Genomic DNA, 25,159 nt, shown 5'->3' with positions numbered 1-25,159 from the left:
CCCCAACCCCTTCCAACCGCCCCATCCCCATCTCCCCGCCCCCCGGAACTCCCTTAAGCCCACTCCCACCTCCCATCCCAAACCCGTAATTTTCCTCCAGGAACCTTTTCAGCGTCTTCCCCCTCCAATAAATTGAAAAAATAGTTATAAAGACTCTTGACAATCATATTATCAAGAGTTATATTACAACCAGGCTTAGGATTGAGCATGAACCAACCCTGAAGCGGAGATTATGAAGAAAAGACCGGATTAGGAAGAAAAAGACCGACCGAGACCATAGATAAAGGAGGAAGAGGGAAATGGCGAAGGCAGTGGGTATCGATCTGGGTACCACCAACTCCGTCGTGGCCATCCTCGAGGGAGGGGAGCCCACGGTCATCCCCAACAGCGAGGGAGGGCGTACGACCCCTTCGGTGGTGGCCATATCCAAGACCGGAGAGTGGTTGGTGGGTCAGGTGGCCAAGCGCCAGGCGGTCACCAACCCGGAGAACACCGTGGTGTCCATCAAGCGCAAGATGGGGACCACGGAGAGGGTGAAGCTGGGTGACAAGGAGTACACCCCGCAGGAGATCTCGGCCAAGATCCTGCAGAAGCTCAAGGCCGACGCCGAGGACTACCTGGGCGAGAAGATCACCGACGCGGTGATCACCGTTCCCGCCTACTTCAACGATGCCCAGAGGACAGCGACCAAGGAGGCCGGGCGCATCGCCGGGCTCAACGTGCTGCGCATCATCAACGAGCCCACCGCGGCGGCCCTGGCCTACGGTCTGGACAAGGAGAACGAGCAGACCATCCTGGTCTTCGACCTGGGCGGAGGGACCTTCGACGTGTCCATCCTGGACATCGGCGAGGGCGTCTTCGAGGTCAAGGCCACGGCCGGCAACACCCACTTGGGCGGCGACGACTGGGACCAGCGAATCATTGACTGGATGGCCGACGACTTCAAGGCCAAGCACGGCATCGACCTCCGTGAGGACAAGATGGCCCTGCAGCGCCTCAAGGAGGCGGCGGAGAAGGCCAAGATAGAGCTCTCCACGACCACGCAGACCAACATCAACCTGCCCTTTATCACCGCCACTCCGGAGGGGCCGCTGCACCTGGACATGACCCTGACCAGGGCGGAGTTCGAGAAGATGACCGCGGACCTCCTGGAGAAGTGCGTGGGTCCCTTCAAACGCGCCCTGAAGGACGCCGGGCTGGAGCCCAAGGACCTCGACCACATCATCCTGGTAGGCGGGGCCACGCGCATGCCCATGGTGCAGGACCTGGTGCGCAAGCTGGCCGGCGGCAAGGAGCCCCACAAGGGCATCAACCCCGACGAGGTGGTGGCCATGGGCGCCGCCATCCAGGCCGGGGTGCTCAAGGGTGAGGTCAAGGACGTCCTCCTGCTGGACGTGACCCCGCTCTCCCTGGGCATCGAGACCCTGGGTGGGGTATTCACCAAGCTCATCGAGCGCAACACCACCATCCCCACCCGGAAGAGCGAGATCTTCACCACCGCCGCCGACGGGCAGACCAGCGTGGACATCAAGGTCTACCAGGGCGAGCGCGAGATGGCGGCCTACAACAAGCTCATCGGGAATTTCCAGCTGGTGGGCATACCTCCGGCGCCGCGGGGAGTGCCGCAGATAGAGGTGACCTTCGACATCGACGCCGACGGCATCCTGCACGTCTCGGCCAAGGACCTGGCCACCGGCAACGAGCAGAAGATCACCATCACCGCCTCCAGCGGGCTCACGGAGGAGGAGATCCAGCGCATGATCAAGGACGCCGAGGCCCACGCCGAGGAGGACCGGCGTCGCCGCGAGGAGGCGGAGGTGCGCAACAACGCGGACAGCCTGGTGTACACCACCGAGAAGTCCCTGCGCGAGCTGGGGGACCAGGTGTCGCCCGATGACCGCAAGGCTATCGAGAAGGCCCTCGAGGACGTGAAGGAGGCCCTCAAGGGTTCGGACGTCGACGACATCCGTCGCAAGACGGAGATCCTCATGCAGGCCTCCTACAAGCTGGCCGAGCACATGTACGCCCAGGCCAAGGCCGAGGGTGCCCGCGTGGGGCCCGAGGGCGACGGGAGCTACGGGGCCACCGAGGAGGCCGAGGGCGAGGTAATCGACGAGGCGGACTACGAGGAGATGTAAGCGAGGCGAACGGGACCGCCGTGGCGGTCCTGGAATAAATTACCAGGAAAGGGGTGAGGCATATGGCTATCGTGAGGTGGGATCCGTTCCGGGACCTGATGAACCTGCAGGACGAGGTGAACCGTCTCTTCCGCCGCAGCTTCTTCCGGGGACTGGAGCCGGCCTCGGAGGCGGTGGCTACCTGGGCGCCGGCCCTTGACATGTACGAAACCGACGACAAGCTGGTCGTGGAGGCGGAGCTGCCCGGGCTGGACGCCAAGGACGTGGAGATCTCCCTGGAGGACGACATCCTCCGCATCAAGGGGGAGCGCAAGTTCACCTCCGAGGTCAAGGAGGAGAACTACCACCGCATCGAGCGGGCCTACGGGCTCTTCGAGCGGACCATCCCCCTGCCGAGGAAGATCGCCGAGGACAAGGTGACGGCCACCGTTTCCGACGGGGTGCTCCGCATCGAGATGCCCAAGGCGGAAGAGGCCAAGCCCAAGAAGATCCCCATCAAGGTGGAGGGGAAGTAAGCCTCTTGGTAGGCAACACCTTCCTGCTTGGTCCTGCGAGGGGGCTGGCCCGGGTGACCAGCCCCCTCCATAAAGGACCGGGGATCGGGAAGAGGTGAAGGTAGATGATGGACGAGACCAGGGAGAAGAAGGACACGCTGAAGGAGCAGGAGGAGAAGGCGGGGGCCGCCCCGGCTTCCGAGGGGGAGGCCGTTTCGGCTTCCGGGCCGGGCGCGTCCGAAGATCCCGGTAAGGCGGGGGCGGAGGATCCCCGCGAGAAGAGGCGGCGGGAGCTTCATCGCCTCACCAAGAGGGAGCTCGAGGACGCCTTCCTGGAGCTGGAGGAGAAGCTGGGGGAGGCCCAGGCCAAGGCCCGCGAGTACCTGGAGGACGCGCAGCGCCAAAAGGCGGAGCTAGAGAACTATCGCAAACGGATGATCCGGGAGCAGACCCGCATCGTGGAGCAGGCCAACCGCTCCCTCATCTCGGGACTGCTACCGGTTATCGATAACCTGGAGAAGGCCCTGGAGGCCTGCCCGGACCGGGAGGACTCCCTGGCCGTCGGGGTGCGCATGGTCTACCAGCAGCTCATGGACATCCTGAAAAAGGAGGGGCTGGAGGAGATAAATCCCCACGGCCATCCCTTCGACCCCGCCGAGTGCGAGGCGGTGATGACCGTGGTGAGCGACGATCACGAGGACGAGACGGTGGTCGAGGTGCACCAGAAGGGCTACCGGTACAAGGGGAGCCTCCTCCGTCCGGCGCGGGCCACGGTGTGCAAGAAATAAGGGGGTCGCGCCTTCGATGACCGAAGGCGAGAAGGGGTGGATTTCCATACGTGCCGCATCGAGATGGAGGGGAGGAAAGGTGGAAAGCCCTTCCAAAGGTTTTCCGAAGGTTCAGGGGCTTGATACCCCCGGAAGGACGCGGCCCCGGGACAGAGGCGAGGTAAGGTGAACGGCTACAAGGATTATTACCAGATTTTGGGAGTAAGTAAGAACGCGTCCGAGAAGGAGATCAAGGACGCCTATCGCCGCCTGGCCCGGAAATACCATCCCGACGCTAACCCGGGCAACAAGGAGGCCGAGGAGAAGTTCAAGGAGATAAACGAGGCCTACGAGGTCCTCTCCAACCCGGAGAAGCGCCGCCAGTACGATTCCGGCGCCATGTTCATGGGGGCGGGAGGCCCCGGGCCGGGGTTCGGCTTCGACTTCGGGACCTTCGGGTCGCGGCCGGGCGCCCGCACCTACACCTTCACCGGGAACCTGGAGGACCTGGGCGACCTCGGCGACCTTTTCAACCTCTTCACCGGCATGGGCACCGGGATGGGCACGGGAAGGAGGCGGGAGGCCAGGAAAGGCCGGGACATCACCGCCAACGTGACCATCTCCTTCGAGGACGCCATACACGGCGTGACCGTGCCGTTGACCGTGAGCGGCAGGAGCGCCTGCCCCACCTGCCGGGGGAGCGGCGCCAGCCCGGGGACCCTCCCCAAGACCTGCCCCACCTGCGGCGGGCGGGGGACGGTTTCCCACAACCAGGGGCTTTTCGCCTTCTCACGCCCCTGCCCCAACTGCGGCGGGAGGGGGACGGTCATCGAGAAACCGTGCGCCACCTGTCGGGGAACGGGCGCGGTGGAGACCTCGCGCAGCATCAAGGTGAAGATCCCGGCGGGGATAAACGACGGCGGCAAGGTCCGCTTCCCGGGCAAGGGGGAGGCGGGACCCCTGGGAAGCCCACCGGGGGACCTTTACGTCAACGTGCACGTCAGGCCGCATAAATACTTCAAGAGGAAGGACGCGGACATCCTCCTGGACCTTCCCCTAACCTTCGCCGAGGCGGCGCTGGGGACCACGGTGGAGATCCCCACCATCAACGGCAGGGTCAAGCTGAAGATCCCGGCCGGGACCTCCGACGGGAAGAAGTTCCGGCTGCGGGGAAAGGGAGCCCCCCGTCCCAAGGGGAAGGGGCACGGGGACATGATCGTCACCGCCCATTTGGTGGTGCCCAAGAAGCTGAGCTCCAAGGAGAAGGAACTCATCCAGAAGCTCAAGGAGCTGGAAAAGGAGAATCCCCGCGCCTTCCTGGAAGCGTAGGTGAGGCGGCATGAAGGAAACGAAGAATAAGAAGAGAAATTCCGGGGTCGACCCGGAAGGGGCCCGCAAGGGGACCCGCAACCCGGAGGACGAGCCCCTTTACGTCATAAGCGTGGCCGCTCGGCTGGCGGACGTGCACCCGCAGACCCTGCGCATCTACGAGCGCAAGGGGCTGCTCAACCCGGCGCGGGTGCGCAACCGCAGGCGCTACTCCGAGGCGGACATCGAGCAGTGCCGGCTCATCCAGGAGCTCACCCAGGAGATGGGCATCAACCTGGCCGGGGTGAAGATGATCCTGGACCTGAGGCGCAGCCTGGAGGCCATGCGCAGGCGTGTCCGGGCCCTGGAGGAGGAACTGGAGGAGACCCGGAGGGAGATGGAGGAGCGGGTGCGCATGGTACGGGAGAGCTTCCGCCACGACATCGTGCCCGTTCCCCGCGGTGAGCTCATGCTGCCCCGCCAGGCCGACCCCTTCCACGGGCTCTGGGCCCAACGCAGCCCCGAGGAATAGGGTGGAGCGGGGCGGGTGAGCCCGCCGGTGTGCGACGGAGAAGCGGAATGGTCCCCGTGCCGGGGGTTTACATATAAAGGCCCCGCGAGGGGCCCGCAAAGGGAAAGGATTCCCGAAAGGGATTGAACATAGAAGGCGGCGAAAGCCGCGAAAAGGAGGTAGATAGCATGATAAGCCTGGACAAGTTGACCATAAAGGCGCGCGAGGCCCTGGCCGACGCCCAGCGGCTGGCCGGGGAGCGCCACCACCAGTTCATCGAGCCGGAGCACCTGCTCCTGGCCCTGCTGCGCCAGGAGGGTGGCACCGTGCCCTCCCTCCTGGAGAAGATAGGGGAGGACCCGGCGACGCTCTCCGCAGCGACCGCCTCCGCCCTGGAAAAAGTTCCCAAGGTGACCGGGGCGGTGGGGACGGTGCAGCTCTCGCCCCGCACCGCCGCCGTCCTGGAGGCCGCCCTGGCGGAGGCGGACAAGCTCAAGGACGAGTACATCTCCACCGAGCACCTCTTCCTGGCCATCGCCGAGGAGAAGAGGGGTGACGCGGGCGATATCCTCCGGCGGCGGGGCATCGACCGCGACCGCATCCTGCAGGCCATGAGCGAGGTGCGGGGGAGCCAGCGCATCACCGACCCCGAGGCCGAGGAGCGCTTCCAGGCCCTGGAACGCTTCGGCCGGGACCTCACCGAGCTGGCCCGGCGGGGCAAGCTGGACCCGGTCATCGGGCGGGACGCGGAGATACGCCGCGTCATGCAGGTCCTCTCCCGCCGCACCAAGAACAACCCGGTGCTCATCGGCGAGCCGGGCACGGGTAAGACGGCCATCGTGGAGGGCCTGGCCCAGCGCATCGTGGCCGGGGACGTCCCGGAGGGGCTCAAGAACAAGCGCCTCATCGCCCTGGACCTGGGGGCCCTGGTGGCCGGGACCAAGTACCGCGGCGAGTTCGAGGACCGCCTCAAGGCGGTGCTCAAGGAGATCACCGACGCCGAGGGCCAGATCATCCTCTTCATCGACGAGCTACACACCCTGGTGGGCGCGGGCGCGGCGGAGGGAGCCGTGGACGCCTCCAACATGCTCAAGCCCGCCCTGGCCCGCGGTGAGCTGCGCTGCATCGGGGCCACCACCCTGGACGAATACCGCAAGTACGTGGAGAAGGACGCCGCCCTGGAGCGCCGCTTCCAGCCCATCTACGTGGGGGAGCCGAACGTGGAGGACACCATCGCCATCCTGCGCGGTCTGAAGGAGCGCTACGAGGTGCACCACGGGGTGCGCATCCAGGACTCGGCCCTGGTGGCGGCGGCGGTCCTCTCCGACCGTTACATCTCCGACCGCTTCCTCCCCGACAAGGCCATCGACCTGGTGGACGAGGCGGCCTCCCGCCTGCGCATCGAGATAGACTCCATGCCTACCGAGATCGACGAGGTGGAGCGGCGCATCAAGCAGCTGGAGATCGAGCGCCAGGCCTTGAAGAAGGAGAAGGACAAGGCCTCCCGCGAGCGCCTGGAGAAGCTGGAGGCCGAGCTGGCCGAGCTCAAGGAGCAGAGCGCGGAGATGAAGGCCCACTGGCAGGCGGAGAAGGAGTGCATCACCCGCATCCGCGAGCTCAAGGAGCGCCTGGAACAGATCCGCATCGAGGAGCAGCGCGCCGAGCGGGAGGGCGACCTGGAGAAGGCGGCCCGCCTGCGCTACGGCGAGGCGGTGGAGGTCCAGAAGGCCCTGGAGGAGGAGAACCGCCGCCTGCAGGAGCTGCAGAAGGATCGCAAGATGCTCAAGGAAGAGGTGGACGAGGAGGACATCGCCGAGGTGGTCTCCGCCTGGACGGGCATTCCGGTGTCCAAGCTCCTGGAGGGCGAGGTCCAGAAACTCATCCACATGGAGGAGCGCCTGCGCCGGCGCGTGGTGGGGCAGGACCAGGCCCTGGAAAAGGTCTCCAACGCCATCCGTCGCGCCCGTGCCGGGCTGCAGGACCCCAACCGCCCCATCGGTTCCTTCCTCTTCCTGGGACCCACCGGGGTGGGGAAGACGGAGCTGGCCCGCGCCCTGGCGGAATTCCTCTTCGACGACGAGCGGGCCATGGTGCGCCTGGACATGAGCGAGTACATGGAGCGGCACACCGTCTCCCGGCTCATCGGCGCGCCCCCCGGCTACGTGGGTTACGAGGAGGGCGGCCAGCTCACCGAGGCGGTCAGGCGCCGGCCTTACAGCGTCATCCTGCTGGACGAGATCGAGAAGGCGCACACCGACGTCTTCAACATCCTGCTCCAGATACTGGACGACGGCCGGCTGACCGACGGACAGGGCCGCACCGTGGACTTCAAGAACACGGTGATCATCATGACCTCCAACCTGGGGAGCCAGTACTTCCAGGACATGGCGGGCAAGGACCGGGACCGGGTACGGGAGCTGGTCATGGAGACCCTCAAAGCCCATTTCCGGCCCGAGTTCCTCAACCGCCTGGACGAGATAATCGTCTTTAACCCCCTGGGGATGGAGGAGATCAAGAAGATCGTGGACATCCAGGTGGAACGGCTGCGGCAGAGGCTGGCCGACCGCAAGCTGGACATCCGGCTCACCGAGCGGGCCAAGGAGGTCCTGGCCTCGGAGGGCTTCGACCCCGACTACGGGGCACGTCCCCTCAAGCGGGTCATCCAGCGCGAGATCCAGGACCGCCTGGCGGTCAAGCTCCTGGAGGGCGATTTCCGGGAGGGCGACCTCATCGAGGTGGACGTGGACTCCGACGGCGAGTTCACCTTCACCCGCGTCGGCGAGTCCGTAGGGGTCAGGTCTTGAATTTTGATACCCCCCGGGGGTATTCCCCGGGGATTTCTTTTTAAGGAATGGGATCGCTTCGTTGCTTCGCTCCTCGCGATGACAAAAAGAAAGGGCCATGCGATGACAGCAAGAGAGTGCTCGCGATACCGACAAGAGATGGCCCGCGATGACAACATCCTAGGGAAGGCACGAAGGGTTGGTGAAGGTAGCCTTCCCCCGTCGATTGCACGGAGGTAGCATGATCCGGCTGCCGGGGAAGGGTGAGAACGAGCAAGAATAGGGGGATGAAAATTAGGAGCGGAATAGGGTGCGAACAATGCGTCCTCCTCACCGGCCTTGGCCTACCATGCCCCCACTTTGTGGGGCGCCGCTCCGTCCCCTATGCATCCGGGGAAGTGCTCTCGTTTCCGTCCGTGGTTCGAGCGCGGAAGTCGTTTCGAGCGAGCTCCATTTCAAACCCTAAAGCAGGATGTTACAACAATCATCACCGAAATGACTGACCTTACGGGCAGGGGGCGTGGGAGGGACTTGTTTGGACCCAGGCGGGTTGGTCTTCGGATTTCGGAGTCGGGAGTTTAGGGGAGAGAAGGGTTGGGAGATCATGCTCTCCCCCTGGAAAAAGGGCGTCCGCCGGGATGGGGAGACGGACTTCGGCTTGTGATTTGAACATCGTTGCCGGCTTCGTTCTTCTTCAATAGACCGGATGTCCGACGGGCATGATGAGCAGGGGGACGTTTGTCGTTTCCAGTACCGCGGCCACGCCGTCGTCGGAGAAGGCGCCCGCCACCATCGTGCCCAGACCGAGAACCGCGGCCTGCAGCTCCAGAATCTGCGCGGCGTGCCGGCATCCAGGTGGACATAACGAGTCCTCCTCTCACCGTAATAATGTTTTGTTTTCTCGTAGTCCGCGGTGATCACCACGTTTACTGGGGCCCGGGCAATGAAGTCCTGCCCGAGCGCGGCTTGGGCCAGGTCTTCTCTCCTCTCCCCAGCAAGAATCATGGTCAGGGAGTGCGAGTGCGGGTCGTACCGCTAAACGCCGACTTTCAAGTTCTCCGACCCTCCGCATACCAAGTAGAGCTCCAGCAGGTATATACCTCCGGCTGAAGAAAAGGTGCGGGTGGCCCCGCTTGCCATGCCCACCCTTGTCCCCCATAGCCCACAAGAGCTGGCCGATCTCCGAGGGCGAAAGAAGCACCAACTCAAGGTCCCGGCGGGACATGCGGCGGTTCATGGCCTCCTCGAGGGAAACGTTGCCTCTCGTCCTGGGAGGGGACAGGGTTATCCCATTACCCGGAGCTTCAACCCTATGTCCACCTCGGAGGCGGTCTCATGCCGGCCGTCGCCGCACCCTAGGATCAGGGAGAAAAGGACCGGGACACAAACGGCCAAGGGGATTCTCATCGTCTCACCTCTGACCAAGTTAATCTACCTCCATGGGTAGAGGGGAGGATACGCATCGACGGTTCCTGAATATGCGGGCTCCCCGGTGGCCGGGATCAATCAACGGGAGGAGGGAAGGATTGTCACCAGTTGCTCTCCTGGCCGGGATTTCCCATGGAAGACTCTTCCGGCATATCCCGGAGAAGGAAACATCACGTTTAGGCGAATCCCTCATTCACCTCACATGGCGAAGCCAGTACGTCAAAGCACCTTCACCTCCACTTGGAGGGTGCCCTTCCCGTCCGCCTCCCACTCCACGGTGGAATCTTTTCCGTAGGTCCTCTCGAAGGTCCCCTGCAGCATCCCCACCAGGAGGAGGCGCATGCAGGAGTTCTCCAGGGTGAGGGAGGCCCCCTCCCCGCCCACGCTCAGCTCCCGCAGGTTGCCCAGCCCCCGCAGGGCGAACTGCTCCCGCAGCTCCTCCAGGCCCAGGGTGAGGTCGATGGGGGCAAACCCCTCCCGGACGTAACGCCTCTGGGCGTCCACCACCAGCATGGGTATTTCCTCACCCAGCTCCCACTCCAGGGCCTCAAAGACGGTGTCCATGAGGCCGGGCCCCAGCACGGCCATGCGGTAGCCGGTAGCCCGGCTGGTGATGATACCGTTCTCCAGGTCCCATTCGCAAAGGTCCACGAGCCCGAGTGGAGTCCCGCATACCTCGCATCTCGAAAGGTCCAGGTCTCCTTCCTCCGGCTGGTACAGGTTGAGCTTGAGCCTTTCCTTCAAGACTTCCGGGTAGGTGGTCCAGCCGGTGGTCAGCTCGAAGACCCCGGGGGAGATCTCCTTGTAGGTCACCGAGTGCTCGCCCCCTACCGAGGAGGCGATGACTCCGGCGAAGGCGCCCGAGGTCTCCAGGATGGAGAAGGGACGGGTGATGCGTATCCGGCAGAAATCCTCAGGGTCGTTCTCATAGCGGTAGTCGAGGAACTCGTACTTCCCGTAGCCTATGGCGTGACAGAGGTCCATGACCCCCTGGGCGAAGCTGGCGATGTCCATGCTCTTGTTTCGTATCAGCTCCTTCACCGGCTCCGGTATCAGGGAGTCCATGTAGAGCTGCGTGCCGCGGGCCACGATGTTGATGACCATGTGGTCGATGGAGAGGCCGATGGCCCGCCCGATGTCGCGGAAGACGGGGTCCACGTTCTCGCACTCCACGAAGGCCATGCGCGCCTGCTCGTTGGTGGACTGAACGATATCCCCGTTGGAAAGCCAGCGGTTCAGGCGAACGAAGGCATCGGGCATGCCGCAACCGGAACAGGGATTGATCTCCACCGTTCAACCTCCTTTGCTTACCGACTACGACCGGCCATTCCCAAGCCCGGGATGGAGTGAGCTGCGTCTACCGCCTTCCGGTAACTTGAGCCGTGGTCGTTCCCTTTCTTATGATTCCCAAGCGCTGGATCGCGTGAGTCGCATTGCCACCTCCCGAGGTCTTTTTAGATTATCTTTCCGCGCGGTTCTTCTAATCACCTTTCCTCCGGGATCTCTTTTCTCCCGCGGATATGTTCACTACCTGCAACTGGTGCGGGTTAATTCTGATCACTTTTTTCCTCCGGGCTTCCTTTCTCTCCGCCGGTCCGTCGCCCGGGATAGGCTCACCGGTAACGGATAAGACAAGTTGTCCATCCACGCCTTTCCAGCCGCGTCCATGCTCCTCGCTGGCACCTGAGTTGATGTCGTCAAAGAGGAGCACCGCAGTCCATCCATGCCCTTCCCGTTCCGTCCATGCTCCTCCAGTTCGTTACCCATGCGTCATATCTGTTTATTTATCGGTTTGAACGTGGTCGGCATAAACATGAAATGATGTCTCCGAGAGCATTGGTGACGGCCATCGTCATTTGGCCTTCCGTGCTGCTTCCGCCGATGGATTGGGAAACCCTTGGGACGGCATATGGTAGAGCGGTCCTTCGAGAGGCGGTTCCTGATGGATCCGGAAAGGTGTGGAACGGCCTCGTCTTATTCCCCCTGCCGATAGATCCCCGGCGCGAAAGGGGACCGGCGTTGCTCCTAAAACTCCGACTGTACAATCCGGTGGAAGGGTCATGGGTTGCACCGTTCCCAGGGCATTGGTGAGGTTAACCGCAGTTCTCTGCGAGTACCGTTTAGAACACCCGCGGCGACATGGATTCACCTGGCGTGTTTACGCGGAAAAGAGGTCTTTTCGTGAGGGGAATGCCCAGGTTCATAAACATGGTGGACACCCCCTGAACTTGCTTTGTTAAGAAAAAGGCAGAGCAAGGAGGTGTCCAAGTGAAGGGTTCAATTGGAATCACTACAAGTATCTACCACACCAGGCTTCCGCAGCAACGTAGTCTTCAGAGGATGGGAAGGTGCCTGGAACCTCTCCAGGGAGGCCAGGACAAGGCTTGCCTGGATGGGGCATTACAAGAAGCACGGGAAAGTGAGCGTGACCTGCCGGAGGTTCGGGATCTCGAGGAACACCCTCTACAAGTGGGTGGGAAGATATCACCGCCTTGGCCCCCGGGGCCTGGAGGACCTCCCCGGGCCCCCAAAAGGAGGAGGGTATCCAGAATACCCTGGCAGACGGTGGAGCTCATCTGCGACCTGCGCAGGGAGCATCCCGCCTGGTCCAAGCACAAGCTGGCGGTGATCCTCAAAAGGGACTACGGCATAAAGATCTCCGCCTCCAGCGTGGGAAGGATCATGAGAAGAAAGGGACTCTATGACCAGCGGGTGCAAAGGAGGAAGAGCAAGGCCGCCAAAAGGAGGAGGCGCCTGCGCTGCGAGCGCTGGATGAAGAAGGCCTTTCCGGGATGCCTGATCCAGGTGGACGTGAAGCACCTCTACTTCGGGGGGAGGAAGTACTACCCGTTCACGGCGGTGGACTGCTTCTCTCGGGTGGCCTTCTCGCGGGTATATTCCTCCGCGAGCTCCGCCTGCGCCCGGGCCTTCCTCGCCTCCCTCCTTTCCTACATGCCCTTTTCCGTCTGGGCCATCCAGACCGATAACGGATCGGAGTTCCTGCGCCACTTCGACCGGGCGGTGGAAGAGGCGGAGATCACCCACTACTTCTCCCATCCCTACTGCCCCAAGGAGAACGCCTTCGTGGAGAGAAAGATCCAGACCACCAAGTACGAGCTGTGGGCCTTCCGTGAGGGATATACGGTGGAGGAGTTGAACGAGATCCTGGAGGAATGGAACTACGTCTACAATTACGTGAGGCCCCACCAGAGCCTGAGCTATCTCACCCCCATGGAGTTCCTGAAGTCCTGGATGGAGGAGTGCAAGGATAGGGATGGTGTGTTCACCATGTAGTGGACCAGGACAGCCTCTATCTCCGCCTATATCTCCAACAGGGTGGTGCTGGTGACCGGGGCGGGGGGCTCCATCGGCTCGGAGTTCTCCCTGCAGCTCGCCCCTGCAGCTCGCGGGGCTGGGCCCCCGGCTCCTGGTCCTTCTGGACAATGACGAGACCAGCCTTTACGAGCTTGAGCTCCGGCTCATCAGGGGACTTACTGCCTGCCCCTTCCATACCGTGGTGGCGGACGTCCGGGACGAGGCTTGGGTGCGCTCCGTCTTCGAGAGGTACCGGCCCGAGGTGGTCTTCTACAGCGCGGCCCTGAAGCACGTGCCCATGATGGAGTACCACCCGGCGGAGGCGGTGAAGAACAACGTGCTGGGCACGCGCATCCTGGCCCAGGCCTCACTGGAGGGCGGGGCGGAGCACTTCATCCTCATCTCCACGGACAAGGCGGTGCACCCGATGAACGTCATGGGCTGCACCAAGCGGGTGGCGGAGATGCTCATCAAGGACTGCAGGGGGAGGAACGGGGGGAAGGGGGCCCTCTTCACCGCCATGCGCTTCGGGAACGTGCTGGGCTCGCGGGGGAGCGTAGTTCCCGTCTTCCGGAAACAGATGGAGGAAGGTGTGCCGGTGCTCATCACCTACCCGGAGGTCATCCGCTACTTCATGACCATCGAGGAGGCGGCCCAGCTGGTCATCCAGGCGGGGGCCTTCACCCGGGGCAAGGACGCCTTCATCCTGGACATGGGCAAGCCGGTGCGCATCATCGACCTGGCGCGGGAGCTCATCCGCCTCATGGGGAAGGAGGGGAAGATGGAGATAAAGGTCACCGGGTTGCGTTCGGGGGAGAAGCTGCACGAGACCCTCACCTTCCCCGAGGAGGAACTGGCGCACACCTTTCACCCCAATATAGATAAGGCCTTGCACGACCTGGTCCTCCCCGCGGATTTCCAGACCCGTATGGAGGGCTCATCCTGGCCGCGCAGCGGGGGACGAGGACCACGTGCGGGTGCTCTTTTTCGAGCTGGACCCTCCTACAGGCCCTACGTCCCCCGCAGAAGGATCTGGATAGAGGAGCGACGAGGTGTAGGAGCCCGAACGGGGTCACGAACGGTGCCAGGTCTTGAAATTTGATACCCCCGGAGGTATGGGGAGGTAACTTTTCATCATTGCCTATCGCCGTGGGGGAGGAGGAGAGCCACCACCAGGGAAGGGTTACCACCTTGGGGTGCAGGGTCCAATATAGATAGGAGGTTGGATATGGCCGGGACATCCAGTAGCCGGGTCAGGCTGCGGCCCAAACGCCAGCTCACCCTCCCTCCGGAGATATGCGCCGGCCTCTCCATCGAGCCGGGCGACATGCTGGAGCTGAGCGTGGAGGGAGCGTCCTCGTTGCCAGGCCGAGGAAGAAGAAGGCCCTGGACGCCCTGGAGGAGATAAGGGCCTCCTTCCGGAGGTCGGGGATAACCAAGGAGGAACTCCTCAAGGCAGGCAGGGCCTTGCGACGCAGGCTCAGCAAGGAGATTCGGGATGCGGGGCGCTGAGGCGGAGCGCGGGAAATCGCGCGCCTTCCTGGAAGGAAACGTCTTCTTCTCCGGGCTTCATTCCCGGGATGAGGCGCCGGGAAGGATATTGGAGGCCGCGGCTGCCGGGAAGTTCAGGCCCGTCGTCTCCCGCCAGGTACCGGACGGGGTGGTCCGCGTTATCGGGCAGAAGCTACCCGAGGCGTTGCCCCTTTTGCGCGAGTACCTGGAGAACGTGCCCCTGGAGGTCTGCATGGACCTCCATCCGGCGGAGGTGGAAGAATGGGTGGACGTGGTGGGCGGAGACGACGCGCCGATAGCCGCGGCGGCCCGGGAGGCAGAGGTCGATTTCCTGGTGAGCGGGGACAGGCATTTCCTGGAAGCGAAATCCCGGGCGGGGAAAAGGGGCCTTTCCATCCTCTCGCCATCAGACTTCCTGCGCTCCTTGTGAAGGGGATGGTGTTTCAGTGTTTCGAATTCCCGCCAGGTGGAGCCAGGGGAGGTCTGCGTCTTGCCGCCGGAATGGGTGAATCGATAGGCGGGCCCCGTTATAAAGAATCGGTCGGCGAGCCCCGGTATAATTTATGAGGTTACATCCTCGGATGTCGTGCTGGGGAAGCGAAGAAAGGAGGCTGCAGCATGAAGGAGTACAAGATAAAGCCCCTGCTCACCGGGTGGTTCCACATGAACTGGGGGCTCATCATGAGCCCGCTGGCCGCGGGGTACGTGGCCGACCTCCCCGTCTTCATGTTCCTCATTGAGGGGGAGGACGGGGAGAAGATAATCGTGGACGGGAGCTACGTGCACGACCACGTCCCCAAGTGGATATTCGGACCCAAGCCCCGCACCCCGGACCTGGAGGTCCCCGAGGTGCTCCGGCGGAACGGCGTGGACCCCAGGGAGATAGAGACGGTCATCATCACCCACCTGCACCACGACCACACCGGGTACCTGCACCTCTTCGAGAACGCCTCCTTCTACGTGCAGGAGAAGGAGATGGTGGAGTCCTACTTCCCCATGGGCTACCAGGCGGTGGGCTGCTGCCAGGAGGACTGGATAGACCTGGTGCCCCGCTTCAAGCTGGTGAACGGGGACTTCAAGCTGCGGGAAGGGATAGAGCTCATCTTCGCCCCCGGGCACACCGCCGGGCACCAGGCGGTGGGGGTGAACACCTCCCGGGGCAGGGCCATCATCTTCGGGGACGCCGCCTACATGTACGCGGGGCTGGCCAAGCGCTTCCCGGCCAAGTTCGCCGAGGTGGTAGCCCTCGGGGGCGTGGCCGGCCAGCAGGTGGACCTCGAGGACCCCGAGGTGCAGCAGACCATCGCCAAGGTGTGGGGCTCCCGCTACGGCGGCTACTTCGGTCCCTCGGTGCTCAACCCGGGGGAGATAATGCGCTCCCTGGCCAGGCTGGACATGATGGCCGACGTGGTCATCCCCGGGCACGACCCCGAGTTGGTGCGCATGAAGGTCCTCCCCGACGACTACGATTTGGAATAGCGGGGCCAGGCCGTTGAAATTTGATACCCCTAGGGATATATGATCATGCTTTACACCATCGTCCTTTTGTCGGGGAATCCGGAGGGAATCGCTTCGTCGCTCCGCTCCTCGCGATGACGTTGGTGGTATCAAATGGGGTCAGGTCTTGAATTTTGATACTCCTGGGGGTATATGGGATAAGGGGCGGACGGGCAGCGGTCTTGCCGCCCTTTTTCTTCGGGGATGGCCGGGGTTAATCGTGTTGCTCACCTCCAAGAAGCCCTGTCGAAAGAAAAAGGACAGGAGAGGAAGGCTCGCCGTGGCAAAACCCTGGCCTCCTGAAGGGTCCTTATTTCGGGGGCCGATGGGCAGAGGTCTCGCTTACCTCCGCAAAACCAACCTCTACGAAGAGCCCAAGTAAGGAAGCCGCGGCCGATTCAGTGGGTCCATACGCGGGTAGGTTGTGGGAAAAATATAATTCATGCGGATAATGCATGGGGATAATGCATGGGGAGCTTTCCGCGCAAGATGAGCTGCTGGGCTGTCCAGGATCGTACCAGGTGCAGAAAGGAAAAGGGATTAACCCCGAATCTTGCCAGAGGAAAGGAAAGGGACTGACCCCCCGAAAATCAACGGGTGGGGTAAGTGCCGCCGCAGGAGGGGCAGACCAGGAAGGTGCCCAGGTCCTTCGTGGAGACGTTGAACACCGAGAAGAGCATCCTCTTGCGGCGCATGCGCACCACGGAGAAGGTGACCGGGCGGTCGCAGGCAGGGCAGAAGCTCTCCTTCTCTCCGACCTTCTCCTGCTCCAGGCGGTCATGCATCCAGAAGGGGATGATGATCATCTCCATCACCCGGTTACCTGTGACTCCGTTCAGGGTTCCTGGATTTCCCGGCATGGTCGATTTTACGGGAAAGAGCCGGAAGGTAGAAGGGCTTTGGCTCCAGGGACGGGGAATGAGGGGAAGGACAGCCATCGCTCCAGTGGATGGAGAATAAGAAGAAGGAGAGCCATCGGCCCAGGGGATGGAGAATATAATCATGGTGGCGGGAAGCGGCGAAGGGGCTGGTACGGGAATGAAGAACACGGGGAAGACGGACGGCACGCGGAATGTGGGCCTCGTGGGGAAGGTTGAGAAATAGGGCGGGTGGGGCACGGGATGAACGAAAAGCGCGGGGGCAGGTCGGCAACACGGGGCAAAAGAAAGCGCGCGGGCCAGTCGGCAACACGAAGAACCTAAGCCTGGGCTGCCCCTCGATGGGGCGGTTAGTCTAATGGCCGCACCCACGGAGGACGAAGGAATAAAGGGACGACGGCGGTCGCACCACTTTCGGGGATGACCCAGTGGTGGACGGTCGTTTTCGGCAGGACGTCGGGAGAAGGGCATGAAAAAAGATTACGACGTGATCATCGTGGGGGCCGGCCCGGCGGGCATCTTCGCCGCCCTGGAGCTGGTCAAGCGGGACGGCCTGCGGGTGCTCATGCTGGAGAAGGGGCCGGACATCGAGGAGAGAAAATGCCCGGCCCGGGTGGGGAAGTGCCGCCGGTGCCGCACCTGCGCCATCACCAGCGGCTGGGGAGGGGCGGGAGCCTTCAGCGACGGGAAGCTCTCCCTCTCACCGGAGGTGGGGGGTTGGCTCCAGGAGTACGTGGGCACGCGCATGCTGCGCGACCTAATCCAGCACGTGGACCGGCTCTACCTGGAGTTCGGCGCCCCGAGGGAAACCTACGGGGACGACCCGGAGAAGGTGGAGGATTGGCGCCGCCGGGCGGTCCTCCACAACCTGGTGCTCACCCCCTGTCCCTTCCGCCACCTGGGGACGGAGTACTGCCGCCGCCTGCTGGTGGACGTCCACGCCTTCCTCCAGGACAAGGTGGACATCGAGACCGGCACCGCGGTGGAGACCATCCTGGCCGACAGGGGGAGGGCGGAAGGCGTGCGCACCGCCTCCGGCGAGGAGATACGCGCCCCCCACGTCATCGTGGCCCCGGGCAGGGAGGGGGCCGACTGGCTGGTGGAGGAGATGGGCAGGCTGGGAGTGGGGTCCCAGAACAACCAGGTGGACATCGGCCTACGGGTGGAGGTCCCTGCCCCGGTGCTGGAGCCCCTTACCAACGACCTCTACGAGCCCAAGATACATTACTTCTCCCGTCGCTTCGAGGACCGGGTGCGCGTCTTCTGCATGAACCCCTATGGGGAGGTGTGCGTGGAGCGCTACGGGGACGTGCTCACCGTGAATGGCCATTCCTACGCCGAGCGGCGCACGGAGAACACCAACTTCGCCCTCCTGGTGAGCACCACCTTCACCGAGCCCTTCCGGGAGCCCATCGCCTACGGCAAGTACATCGCCCGCCTGGCCAACCTCCTGGGGGAGGGCATCCTGGTGCAGCGTCTGGGGGACCTCCTCGCCGGGCGCCGCTCCACGGCGCGGCGCATCGCCCGCTCCACGATCCGGCCCACCCTTCCCGATGCCACGCCGGGGGATCTGAGCTTCGCCCTGCCCTACCGCTACATCTCCGACATCCTGGAGATGCTCGAGGCCCTGGACAGGCTTTGCCCGGGGCTCCACACGCGGGACACCCTGCTCTACGGCGTGGAGGTCAAGTTCTATTCCTCCCGCCTCCACCTGGGAAAGGATCTCCAGACGGAGATACAAGGCCTTTACGCTGTGGGGGACGGGGCGGGGATAACCCGCGGACTGGTGCAGGCCTCCGCCTCCGGGGTGGTGGCCGCGCGCTCCATCCTCGCCGGGTACCGGGATTGAGGGAATGATGGAAAGGGAGGATGGGGTAAAGTGGGGAGCGTCAAGGACCTGGAGGTGCTGGAAGTTCCCTCCGAGGACAGGGCGGGACGGGGGAGATTTCACTTCTCCGACCGTTGCTCGGCTTTCGATTGGGGAGAAATGCCGGACCACATCGAGGGCAAGGGCGCTGCCTTATGCCTCATGGGGGCCTATTTTTTCGAGAGGCTCGAGGAGATGGGGATGGCCACCCACTACCTCGGGGTGGTGGGACGGGATGGAAAGGCACGCCGCCTGGCCGATCTCGATGGCCCGGTGGACACCATGGAGGTGAAACTGGTCCGGGTGATCAGGCCCGGCACGGCCGGAGATGCCTATGATTACTCCGTATATCGAGGGGAGAGGGGCAACTTCCTCATCCTTCTGGAGGTGATTTACCGCAACTCTCTCCCGGAGGGATCCAGCGTCTTCCGACGCCTGGAAGAGGGGAGCTTGCGCCTCGAGGGGCTGAGGTTGGAGGCGCTCCCCGCCCCGGATGAACAACTGGAACGTCCCCTTCTCGACGTGTCCACCAAGCTGGAGGCAACCGACCGCTACCTGGGGTGGGAGGAGGCGCGGGAGATCTCCGGGCTATCGAGCGAGGAGCTCCAGGCGTTGCGGGAGGCCACCCTGCGCATCAACGACCTCATCTCACGCACCGTGCAGCCCTGGGACTGGTAAACCAGGACGGCAAGGTGGAGTTTTCCTTCGACGAGAACCGGAGGCTCATGCTGGTGGACGTCCTGGGAACGCCGGACGAGTGCCGGTTCGAGTACCGGGGAATGCCGGTAAGTAAGTAGATCGCCAGGATCTTCTACCGCAGGACGGATTGGAGCAGGGAGGTCGAGGCGGCAAAGAAGGCTAACCGGCTGGAATGGAAAAGCCTGGTAAGACAGGCGCCTCCCCCTCTACCCGGAAGGTTGAAGGAGCTTATCTCCCTGCTTTACCAGGGCTGTTGCAACGGCATCACCGGGAAGCGCTTCTTCAATGCGCCCCCGCTCGAGGATATCCTCGCCGATTTGGGGGAGTGGCTCGGGAAGTAGGCGGCGCTCGGTGTGCCTCGCACCTCCACCCCGGCGGTGCGGGGCATCAGCTTCCAGAATATTCCTCTTCTTGGACCCGGCTTCCCGGCTTCCGGACGGGTCCCCGGGTTCTCGACGGTCTTGCGGGGAGAAGGGGGAAGGCGGATCACGCCGCGCTTCTCGGAGGAAGCGGCCATGCGCTTGCCGGATCTTCTCCCCCCCTTCTTGGACCCGGCTTCCCGGCTTCCGGACGGGTCCCCGGGTTCCCGACGGTCTTGCGGGGAGAAGGGGAAGGCGGATCACGCCGCGTTCGCGAAAGGAGAGACATGTCTCTACGGGCGCCGGCCTCGAACCCCTCGGGGTGAGAAGGCCATTCGCTGATTAGAAAACCGCTTCTTCAGGGTGCTATAATGTTTCTTCGTGCGGCCTGGAGAAATCCACGCCGGAAGCGGAAGAAAGCCGAGGAGAAAAAGCGCCATGCCCGGAATAGTGGTGGTGGGAACCCAGTGGGGAGACGAGGGGAAGGGGAAGGTCATCGATCTCCTTTCCGACGACATGCACATGGTGGTGCGTTTCCACGGGGGCAACAACGCGGGTCACACCATCGTCTACGACGGCAAGACCCTAAGGCTGCACCTCATCCCCTCCGGTATCCTCTACCCCCATATCGTTCCCGTCATCGGGAACGGGGTCATCGTCAACCCCGCAGTGCTCCTGGAGGAGATGGAAAACCTCGCTGGCATGGGGGTGGACACGGAGCGCCTGCGCATCTCTTACAACGCCCACGTCATCCTCCCCTACCACGAGGTGTTGGACGGGCTCCTGGAGGAGAGCCGTGGGTCCGCCAGCCTGGGCACCACCCGGCGGGGTATCGGGCCAACCTACGCGGACAAGGCGGCCCGGGTGGGACTGCGCATGCAGGACATGCTCGAACCCGCGGCCTTCGGGGAGAAGGTTCGCCGGGCGGTGGAGGAGAGGAACCGCCTCCTCACCCTGGTCTACAAGGCGGAGCCCTTGGACGCCGGGAACATTGCCGACCGCTACACCGGGTATGCTCACCGCCTGCGCCACCTCCTGGCGGACACTTCCCTGCTGGTCAAGGAGGCTCTCCGGGAGGGGAAGAACGTCCTCTTCGAGGGAGCCCAGGGCCTCATGCTGGACCTGGACCACGGCACCTATCCCTACGTCACCTCCTCCAACACCGTGGCCGGGGCGGTGTGCGCCGGGGCGGGTATAGGGCCCCGCGACATCGAGGAAATAATCGGGGTGACCAAGGCCTACGTCACCCGGGTAGGAGCCGGGCCCTTTCCCACCGAGCAGGACAACGAGATCGGCGAGGCCATGCAGGAGGTGGGACGGGAGTTCGGGACCACCACCGGGAGAAAGCGGCGCTGCGGGTGGTTCGACCTGGTCATCCTGCGCTACGCGGTTCGACTCAACACCTTGACCAGCCTGGTCCTCACCAAGCTAGACGTCCTTTCCCAGTTCGATACCCTCAAGGTCTGCGTCGCCTACCGAAGGGGAGGAGAGATAATCCAGGACTTTCCACCCCTGTACGAGGTGTTCTCTGACTGCGAGCCGGTCTACGAGGAATTACCAGGCTGGAAAAAGGACATCACGGGCGCCACCCGCCTCGAGGACCTGCCCACGGAAGCGCGCGATTACCTCCAGTTCATTCGGGAGAGATCGGGGGTGCCCATCAAGCTGGTCTCCGTGGGCCCGGAACGTCAACAGTCCATCTTCCTCGACGGGGGCGGGGAGCCCCTCCGCCAGGGACGCTTCCTCTTCTACGACGACCTGCCGCTGTAGGTTCCGGCCATCCGTGCTCGTATCCGCCCTCTATAGTTTCGCCCCTGTCCCGGTTATCTCTTCCGGTAATGCACTTCCGTCCATTTCAAGTGCTCGTATCCGCCCTCTATAGCTTTGCCTCTGTACCCCGTCTACTTGTCACTGCCCCCCTTAAAATAGGGATTGAAGTTCGCGCCGCTGGCCCCGCGGTAGGCGGCGGGTGGGAGCGAGCGGTATACAGGCGGGCGAGAATGGAGGTGAGGCTTCATAGGAGTAGTTCTCCCGATCTTTAAGGGTAATTTTCCGGACGATCATGACGGGATGAATATTATTTCTTTGTGCATGAGATGGCCTCAACCGTAAGGGGGATGCGCCGGAGGGATTTAACAACAAGGGCGACTTAACCCCGATGTTCGAGAGGCATAACGCCCCATCAGGGGTTTGGGGGATGACCGGAGGAGGTAGTCCATGAAGGTCATGGTGGTGGGAAGCGGCGGGCGGGAGCATGCCTTGGCCTGGAAGATAGCTCGGTCGCCGCTGATCGATGAATTGTTCTGCGCTCCCGGCAACGCGGGGATGGCCGAGCTGGGCACCTGCGTGGACATCAAGGCCGAGGACCTGGAGGCCCTGGCCGCTTTCGCCGAGCGGGAGAGGATCGAACTCACCGTGGTGGGCCCGGAGGCGCCCCTGGTGGCGGGCATCGCTGACGTCTTCGAGAAGCGGGGCCTCTCCGTGTTCGGTCCCGGGCGGGAGGCAGCCCAGATGGAGGGGAGCAAGCACTTCGCTAAGCGCCTCATGCAGGAGGCCGGGGTCCCCACTGGTTCCGCGGAAGTGTTCACCGATTACGACGCGGCGGTGGAGTGCGTGCGGAAAGGAAGCCCGCCCTACGTGGTCAAGGCGGACGGCCTGGCCGCGGGTAAGGGGGTAGTGATAGCCCGGGACGACCGGGCGGCCTACGAGGCTCTCAAAGCCTGCTTCCTCGAGGGGCGCTTCGGGGAGGCGGGGAAGAAGGTGCTCATCGAGGAGTACCTGGAGGGCCAGGAGGTCTCCGTGCTCACCCTGGTGGACGGGGAGGACATCCTGCCCCTGGCCCCGGCCCAGGATTACAAGCGGGTGGGGGACGGGGATACCGGTCCCAACACCGGGGGCATGGGGTCTTATTCCCCGGTTCCGGTGATGACCGCCGAGGACTACCGCCGCGTGGTGGAGGATATACTGCGCCCCACGGCGAAAGCCCTGGCGGGAAGGGGCATCCATTACCGGGGCATTCTCTACGCCGGCCTCATCCTCACCCGGGAAGGGCCCAAGGTGCTGGAGTTCAACGTGCGCTTCGGCGACCCGGAGACCCAGGCAGTGCTCCCCAGGCTGGAGAGCGACATCGTCCCCGCCATGCTGGCCGTCCTGGAGGGGCGCCTCCCGGAGGTGGAGCTGAAATGGAGGGACGAGGCCTGCGTGACCGTGGTGGTGGCCTCGGGAGGGTACCCGGGTGATTACCGGACGGGTTATCCCGTCTCCGGCCTGGAGGAGGCCGGTTCCCTGGACGGGGTAGTGGTCTTCCACGCCGGGACCCGGCGGGGGGAGGGCGGGGAGGTGCTCACCGCCGGCGGCCGGGTGCTTAACGTGAGCGCTCTTGGAAAGGATTTCCAGGAGGCCAGGGAGAGGGCTTACCGGGCGGTGGAGAGGATAAGCTTCACGGATATCTATTACCGGAGGGACATCGCCCTGCGGGCGGTGGAGAGCGCCTGAGGCGGCGGCCCCGGGTCGGGCGCGCATCCTCGCTGGGGGACGACGCGGAAGGGACGATGCGGAAGGACGGTCTTGCGGCGGCGGCGCATGACTGTGATGTTTGGTACGGAGGGCCGGCTTTACGGCAGTGGCGCAGATCTGAAAGAGTTGGAGGTCTGACTTGAGATGGCACCGGTAGTCGCTTTGCTCATGGGCTCGGAGTCGGATCGCGAACGGGTGCGTCCCGCGGCGGAGACCCTGGAGAAGATGGGCGTGGAGGTGATCTGGGAAGTCATCTCCGCCCACCGTCAGCCGGACAGGTTGTGGGAGTTCGTCCGGGAGGAGGCCCCTTCGCGGGGGGTGGAGGCCTTCATCGCTGCCGCGGGCATGGCCGCTCACCTTCCCGGGGTGGTAGCCTCTCTCACTACCCTACCGGTCATCGGCCTGCCCCTCTCCTCCGGTGGACTGGGCGGCTTGGACGCCCTGCTGTCCGTGGTCCAGATGCCCCGGGGGGTCCCGGTGGCCTCGGTGGCGGTGGACAACGCCGTGAACGCTGCCCTTTTGGCCTGCTCCATTCTGGCCCTGAAATACGAAGAGGTGGCCGAGGCCTGGCGCTCCTATCGCGACAGCCTCTCGAAAGGATAGCGAGGCTCGGGCGGAAGCACGCCGCCGCCGTGAACGAGGGGGGTGGGGTTGCGGCGCAAGGCACCCGGGACATGGAGGCGGAAGGGCGGTTACAAAGCACCACGGGGCAGGATAATATAGTCGAGGAAGATTTCTATCTTCCGGAAGCTCGGAAGGCGTACTTGGAAAAGGCTGGTAGGAGATGATCGAACGCTATACCCTCCCCGAGATGGCCTCCGTCTGGAGCGAGGAGAACAAGCTACGCAAGTGGCTGGAGATCGAGATCCTGGCCGTGGAGGCGCGGGTGGAACGGGGGGAGGTCCCCCGCGAGGCCCTGGAGGAGATACGGGCCCGGGCGGCCTTCGATCCCCGCAGGGTTAAGGAGATAGAGGAGACCGTCCACCACGACGTCATCGCCTTCCTCACCAATGTGGCCGAAAACGTGGGGGAGGCCTCCCGCTACATCCACTACGGCATGACCTCCTCCGACATCCTGGACACCGGCCTGGCCCTCCAGATGCGGGAGGCCATGGACCTCATCCTGGACGAGGCGGTGGCCCTGACTTCCACGCTCAGGTCCAAGGCGTTGGAATGCCGGGACATGGTCATGGTGGGGCGCACCCACGGCGTGCATGCCGAGCCCATGGTCTTCGGCCAGAAGCTGGCCCTTTGGGCCTTCGAGATGGCGAGGAACATCCAGCGCCTGCGCCGCGCCCGGGAGGTCATAAGCTACGGCAAGATCTCCGGCGCCGTAGGCACCTACGCCCACCTGGACCCCTGGGTGGAGGAGTACGTGTGCGGCAAGCTGGGACTGCGACCGGCGGAGGTCTCCACCCAGGTCCTGCAGAGGGACCGCCACGCCGAGTACCTGGTGGCCCTGGCCGTGACCGGGGCCAGCCTGGAGAAGTTCGCCCTGGAGGTGCGGGGCCTGCAGCGCACCGAGGTCCGGGAGGCGGAGGAGCCCTTCCGGCGGGGGCAGAAGGGGTCCAGCGCCATGCCCCACAAGCGCAACCCCATCCTCTGCGAGCGCATCTGCGGCCTGGCCAGGGTCCTGAGGTCCAACGCCCTGGCGGCCCTGGAGAACGTGGCCCTGTGGCACGAGCGGGACATCTCCCACTCCTCGGTGGAGCGGGTAATCATCCCCGATTCCACCACCCTGCTCCACTACATGCTGGTGAAGTTCCACGGCGTGATGCGCGGTCTCAGCCTCTACCCCGAGAACATGCGCCGCAACCTGGAGCTCACCCGCGGCCTGGTCTTCTCGGAGAGCGTGCTTCTGGCCCTGGTGAGGAAGGGTCTGACGCGGGAGGAAGCCTACGCGCTGGTGCAGCGCAACGCCATGCAGTCCTGGTCCACGGGGAGGGATTTTCTTGCCCTGCTCCTGGAAGACCCCGAGGTCATCGGGTATCTCGACCGGGAGGAGCTCGAGGCCTGCTTCGACCTCCCTTCCCACCTGCGCAACCTGGGGCGCATCTTCAAGCGCCTGGAGGAGTTGGTGATCTAAG

General features: G+C 63.8%; 18 protein-coding genes and 1 pseudogene. 17 read left to right on the top strand and 2 right to left on the bottom strand.

All coding sequences use genetic code 11. The features are described 5' to 3' along the window. Positions 1-299 precede the first annotated feature (299 nt). From dnaK to clpB, 6 genes are all read left to right on the top strand, one after another. Positions 300-2,138, top strand: a complete 1,839-nt coding sequence (gene dnaK / locus QME84_03360; GenBank protein ID MDI6873306.1) for a molecular chaperone DnaK — start codon at positions 300-302, stop codon at positions 2,136-2,138. Between the two features lie 62 nt (positions 2,139-2,200). Further along, positions 2,201-2,653 carry an Hsp20/alpha crystallin family protein gene (locus tag QME84_03355; protein MDI6873305.1) on the top strand — a complete coding sequence of 151 codons (453 nt, stop codon included), beginning with the start codon at positions 2,201-2,203 and terminating at the stop codon, positions 2,651-2,653. A 107-nt stretch (positions 2,654-2,760) separates the two neighbouring features. Beyond that, complete coding sequence (locus tag QME84_03350) at positions 2,761-3,420, top strand: nucleotide exchange factor GrpE (protein MDI6873304.1); 660 nt, start codon at positions 2,761-2,763, stop codon at positions 3,418-3,420. 165 nt (positions 3,421-3,585) lie between these two features. Then, positions 3,586-4,728, top strand: coding sequence for a molecular chaperone DnaJ (gene dnaJ, locus QME84_03345; protein ID MDI6873303.1), 1,143 nt, complete (start codon positions 3,586-3,588; stop codon positions 4,726-4,728). Positions 4,729-4,738: 10 nt separating this feature from the next. Then, positions 4,739-5,239, top strand: a complete 501-nt coding sequence (locus QME84_03340) for a MerR family transcriptional regulator (GenBank protein ID MDI6873302.1) — start codon at positions 4,739-4,741, stop codon at positions 5,237-5,239. A gap of 167 nt (positions 5,240-5,406) precedes the next feature. Further along, the gene (gene clpB / locus QME84_03335; GenBank protein ID MDI6873301.1) at positions 5,407-8,022 is read left to right on the top strand and encodes an ATP-dependent chaperone ClpB; all 2,616 of its coding nucleotides are present in this window, start codon (positions 5,407-5,409) and stop codon (positions 8,020-8,022) included. Between the two features lie 1,626 nt (positions 8,023-9,648). Here clpB and QME84_03330 read toward each other — a convergent pair. Beyond that, positions 9,649-10,719: a hypothetical protein gene (locus tag QME84_03330; GenBank protein MDI6873300.1), complete on the bottom strand. Its 1,071-nt coding sequence runs from the start codon at positions 10,717-10,719 to the stop codon at positions 9,649-9,651. 1,275 nt (positions 10,720-11,994) lie between these two features. On the opposite strand from QME84_03330, the gene QME84_03325 reads away from it, so the two are divergent. The 5 genes from QME84_03325 to QME84_03305 all read left to right on the top strand — a co-directional run bounded on the left by QME84_03325 (position 11,995) and on the right by QME84_03305 (position 15,735). Beyond that, complete coding sequence (locus QME84_03325) at positions 11,995-12,723, top strand: integrase core domain-containing protein (GenBank protein MDI6873299.1); 729 nt, start codon at positions 11,995-11,997, stop codon at positions 12,721-12,723. A 118-nt stretch (positions 12,724-12,841) separates the two neighbouring features. Then, complete coding sequence (locus QME84_03320) at positions 12,842-13,846, top strand: polysaccharide biosynthesis protein (protein MDI6873298.1); 1,005 nt, start codon at positions 12,842-12,844, stop codon at positions 13,844-13,846. A gap of 126 nt (positions 13,847-13,972) precedes the next feature. Further along, a complete protein-coding gene (locus QME84_03315) occupies positions 13,973-14,152 on the top strand; it encodes an AbrB/MazE/SpoVT family DNA-binding domain-containing protein (GenBank protein ID MDI6873297.1) in 180 nt (59 codons plus the stop codon). Positions 14,153-14,242: 90 nt separating this feature from the next. Then, the gene (locus QME84_03310) at positions 14,243-14,686 is read left to right on the top strand and encodes a PIN domain-containing protein (protein ID MDI6873296.1); all 444 of its coding nucleotides are present in this window, start codon (positions 14,243-14,245) and stop codon (positions 14,684-14,686) included. A 188-nt stretch (positions 14,687-14,874) separates the two neighbouring features. Then, on the top strand, positions 14,875-15,735 hold the full coding sequence (locus tag QME84_03305; GenBank protein ID MDI6873295.1) for an N-acyl homoserine lactonase family protein: 861 nt from the start codon (positions 14,875-14,877) through the stop codon (positions 15,733-15,735). Positions 15,736-16,343: 608 nt separating this feature from the next. On the opposite strand, the gene QME84_03300 is transcribed toward QME84_03305, so the two are convergent. Beyond that, complete coding sequence (locus QME84_03300) at positions 16,344-16,565, bottom strand: hypothetical protein (GenBank protein MDI6873294.1); 222 nt, start codon at positions 16,563-16,565, stop codon at positions 16,344-16,346. A gap of 535 nt (positions 16,566-17,100) precedes the next feature. On the opposite strand from QME84_03300, the gene QME84_03295 reads away from it, so the two are divergent. The 6 genes and pseudogenes from QME84_03295 to purB all read left to right on the top strand — a co-directional run bounded on the left by QME84_03295 (position 17,101) and on the right by purB (position 25,158). Beyond that, on the top strand, positions 17,101-18,480 hold the full coding sequence (locus QME84_03295) for an NAD(P)/FAD-dependent oxidoreductase (protein ID MDI6873293.1): 1,380 nt from the start codon (positions 17,101-17,103) through the stop codon (positions 18,478-18,480). Positions 18,481-18,510: 30 nt separating this feature from the next. Next, positions 18,511-19,538 (top strand): annotated as a pseudogene (locus QME84_03290) (phosphoribosylaminoimidazolesuccinocarboxamide synthase). A gap of 456 nt (positions 19,539-19,994) precedes the next feature. After that, positions 19,995-21,326, top strand: a complete 1,332-nt coding sequence (locus QME84_03285) for an adenylosuccinate synthase (GenBank protein ID MDI6873292.1) — start codon at positions 19,995-19,997, stop codon at positions 21,324-21,326. Positions 21,327-21,773: 447 nt separating this feature from the next. Continuing rightward, positions 21,774-23,051, top strand: coding sequence for a phosphoribosylamine--glycine ligase (purD, locus tag QME84_03280; protein ID MDI6873291.1), 1,278 nt, complete (start codon positions 21,774-21,776; stop codon positions 23,049-23,051). Positions 23,052-23,216: 165 nt separating this feature from the next. Next, positions 23,217-23,675, top strand: coding sequence for a 5-(carboxyamino)imidazole ribonucleotide mutase (gene purE, locus QME84_03275; GenBank protein ID MDI6873290.1), 459 nt, complete (start codon positions 23,217-23,219; stop codon positions 23,673-23,675). Positions 23,676-23,856: 181 nt separating this feature from the next. Then, a complete protein-coding gene (gene purB / locus QME84_03270; protein MDI6873289.1) occupies positions 23,857-25,158 on the top strand; it encodes an adenylosuccinate lyase in 1,302 nt (433 codons plus the stop codon). The last annotated feature ends 1 nt before the right edge of the window (position 25,159 follow it).

The sequence above is a fragment of the Actinomycetota bacterium genome (assembly GCA_030019255.1).
Lineage (GTDB): Bacteria > Actinomycetota > Geothermincolia > Geothermincolales > RBG-13-55-18 > Solincola_A.
Note: the sequence above shows the minus strand (reverse complement) of the source record. Positions and strands in the feature narration are given on the sequence as shown.

What these genes read in the sequence shown, in the direction of transcription:
- dnaK (MDI6873306.1), top strand. Translation starts at nt 300, where the DNA reads ATGGCGAAGGCAGTGGGTATCGATCTGGGTACCACCAACTCCGTCGTG.
- QME84_03355 (MDI6873305.1), top strand. Translation starts at nt 2,201, where the DNA reads ATGGCTATCGTGAGGTGGGATCCGTTCCGGGACCTGATGAACCTGCAG.
- QME84_03350 (MDI6873304.1), top strand. Translation starts at nt 2,761, where the DNA reads ATGGACGAGACCAGGGAGAAGAAGGACACGCTGAAGGAGCAGGAGGAG.
- QME84_03340 (MDI6873302.1), top strand. Translation starts at nt 4,739, where the DNA reads ATGAAGGAAACGAAGAATAAGAAGAGAAATTCCGGGGTCGACCCGGAA.
- clpB (MDI6873301.1), top strand. Translation starts at nt 5,407, where the DNA reads ATGATAAGCCTGGACAAGTTGACCATAAAGGCGCGCGAGGCCCTGGCC.
- QME84_03315 (MDI6873297.1), top strand. Translation starts at nt 13,973, where the DNA reads ATGGCCGGGACATCCAGTAGCCGGGTCAGGCTGCGGCCCAAACGCCAG.
- QME84_03310 (MDI6873296.1), top strand. Translation starts at nt 14,243, where the DNA reads ATGCGGGGCGCTGAGGCGGAGCGCGGGAAATCGCGCGCCTTCCTGGAA.
- QME84_03305 (MDI6873295.1), top strand. Translation starts at nt 14,875, where the DNA reads ATGAAGGAGTACAAGATAAAGCCCCTGCTCACCGGGTGGTTCCACATG.
- QME84_03300 (MDI6873294.1), bottom strand. Translation starts at nt 16,565, where the DNA reads ATGGAGATGATCATCATCCCCTTCTGGATGCATGACCGCCTGGAGCAG.
- QME84_03295 (MDI6873293.1), top strand. Translation starts at nt 17,101, where the DNA reads ATGAAAAAAGATTACGACGTGATCATCGTGGGGGCCGGCCCGGCGGGC.
- QME84_03285 (MDI6873292.1), top strand. Translation starts at nt 19,995, where the DNA reads ATGCCCGGAATAGTGGTGGTGGGAACCCAGTGGGGAGACGAGGGGAAG.
- purD (MDI6873291.1), top strand. Translation starts at nt 21,774, where the DNA reads ATGAAGGTCATGGTGGTGGGAAGCGGCGGGCGGGAGCATGCCTTGGCC.
- purE (MDI6873290.1), top strand. Translation starts at nt 23,217, where the DNA reads ATGGCACCGGTAGTCGCTTTGCTCATGGGCTCGGAGTCGGATCGCGAA.
- purB (MDI6873289.1), top strand. Translation starts at nt 23,857, where the DNA reads ATGATCGAACGCTATACCCTCCCCGAGATGGCCTCCGTCTGGAGCGAG.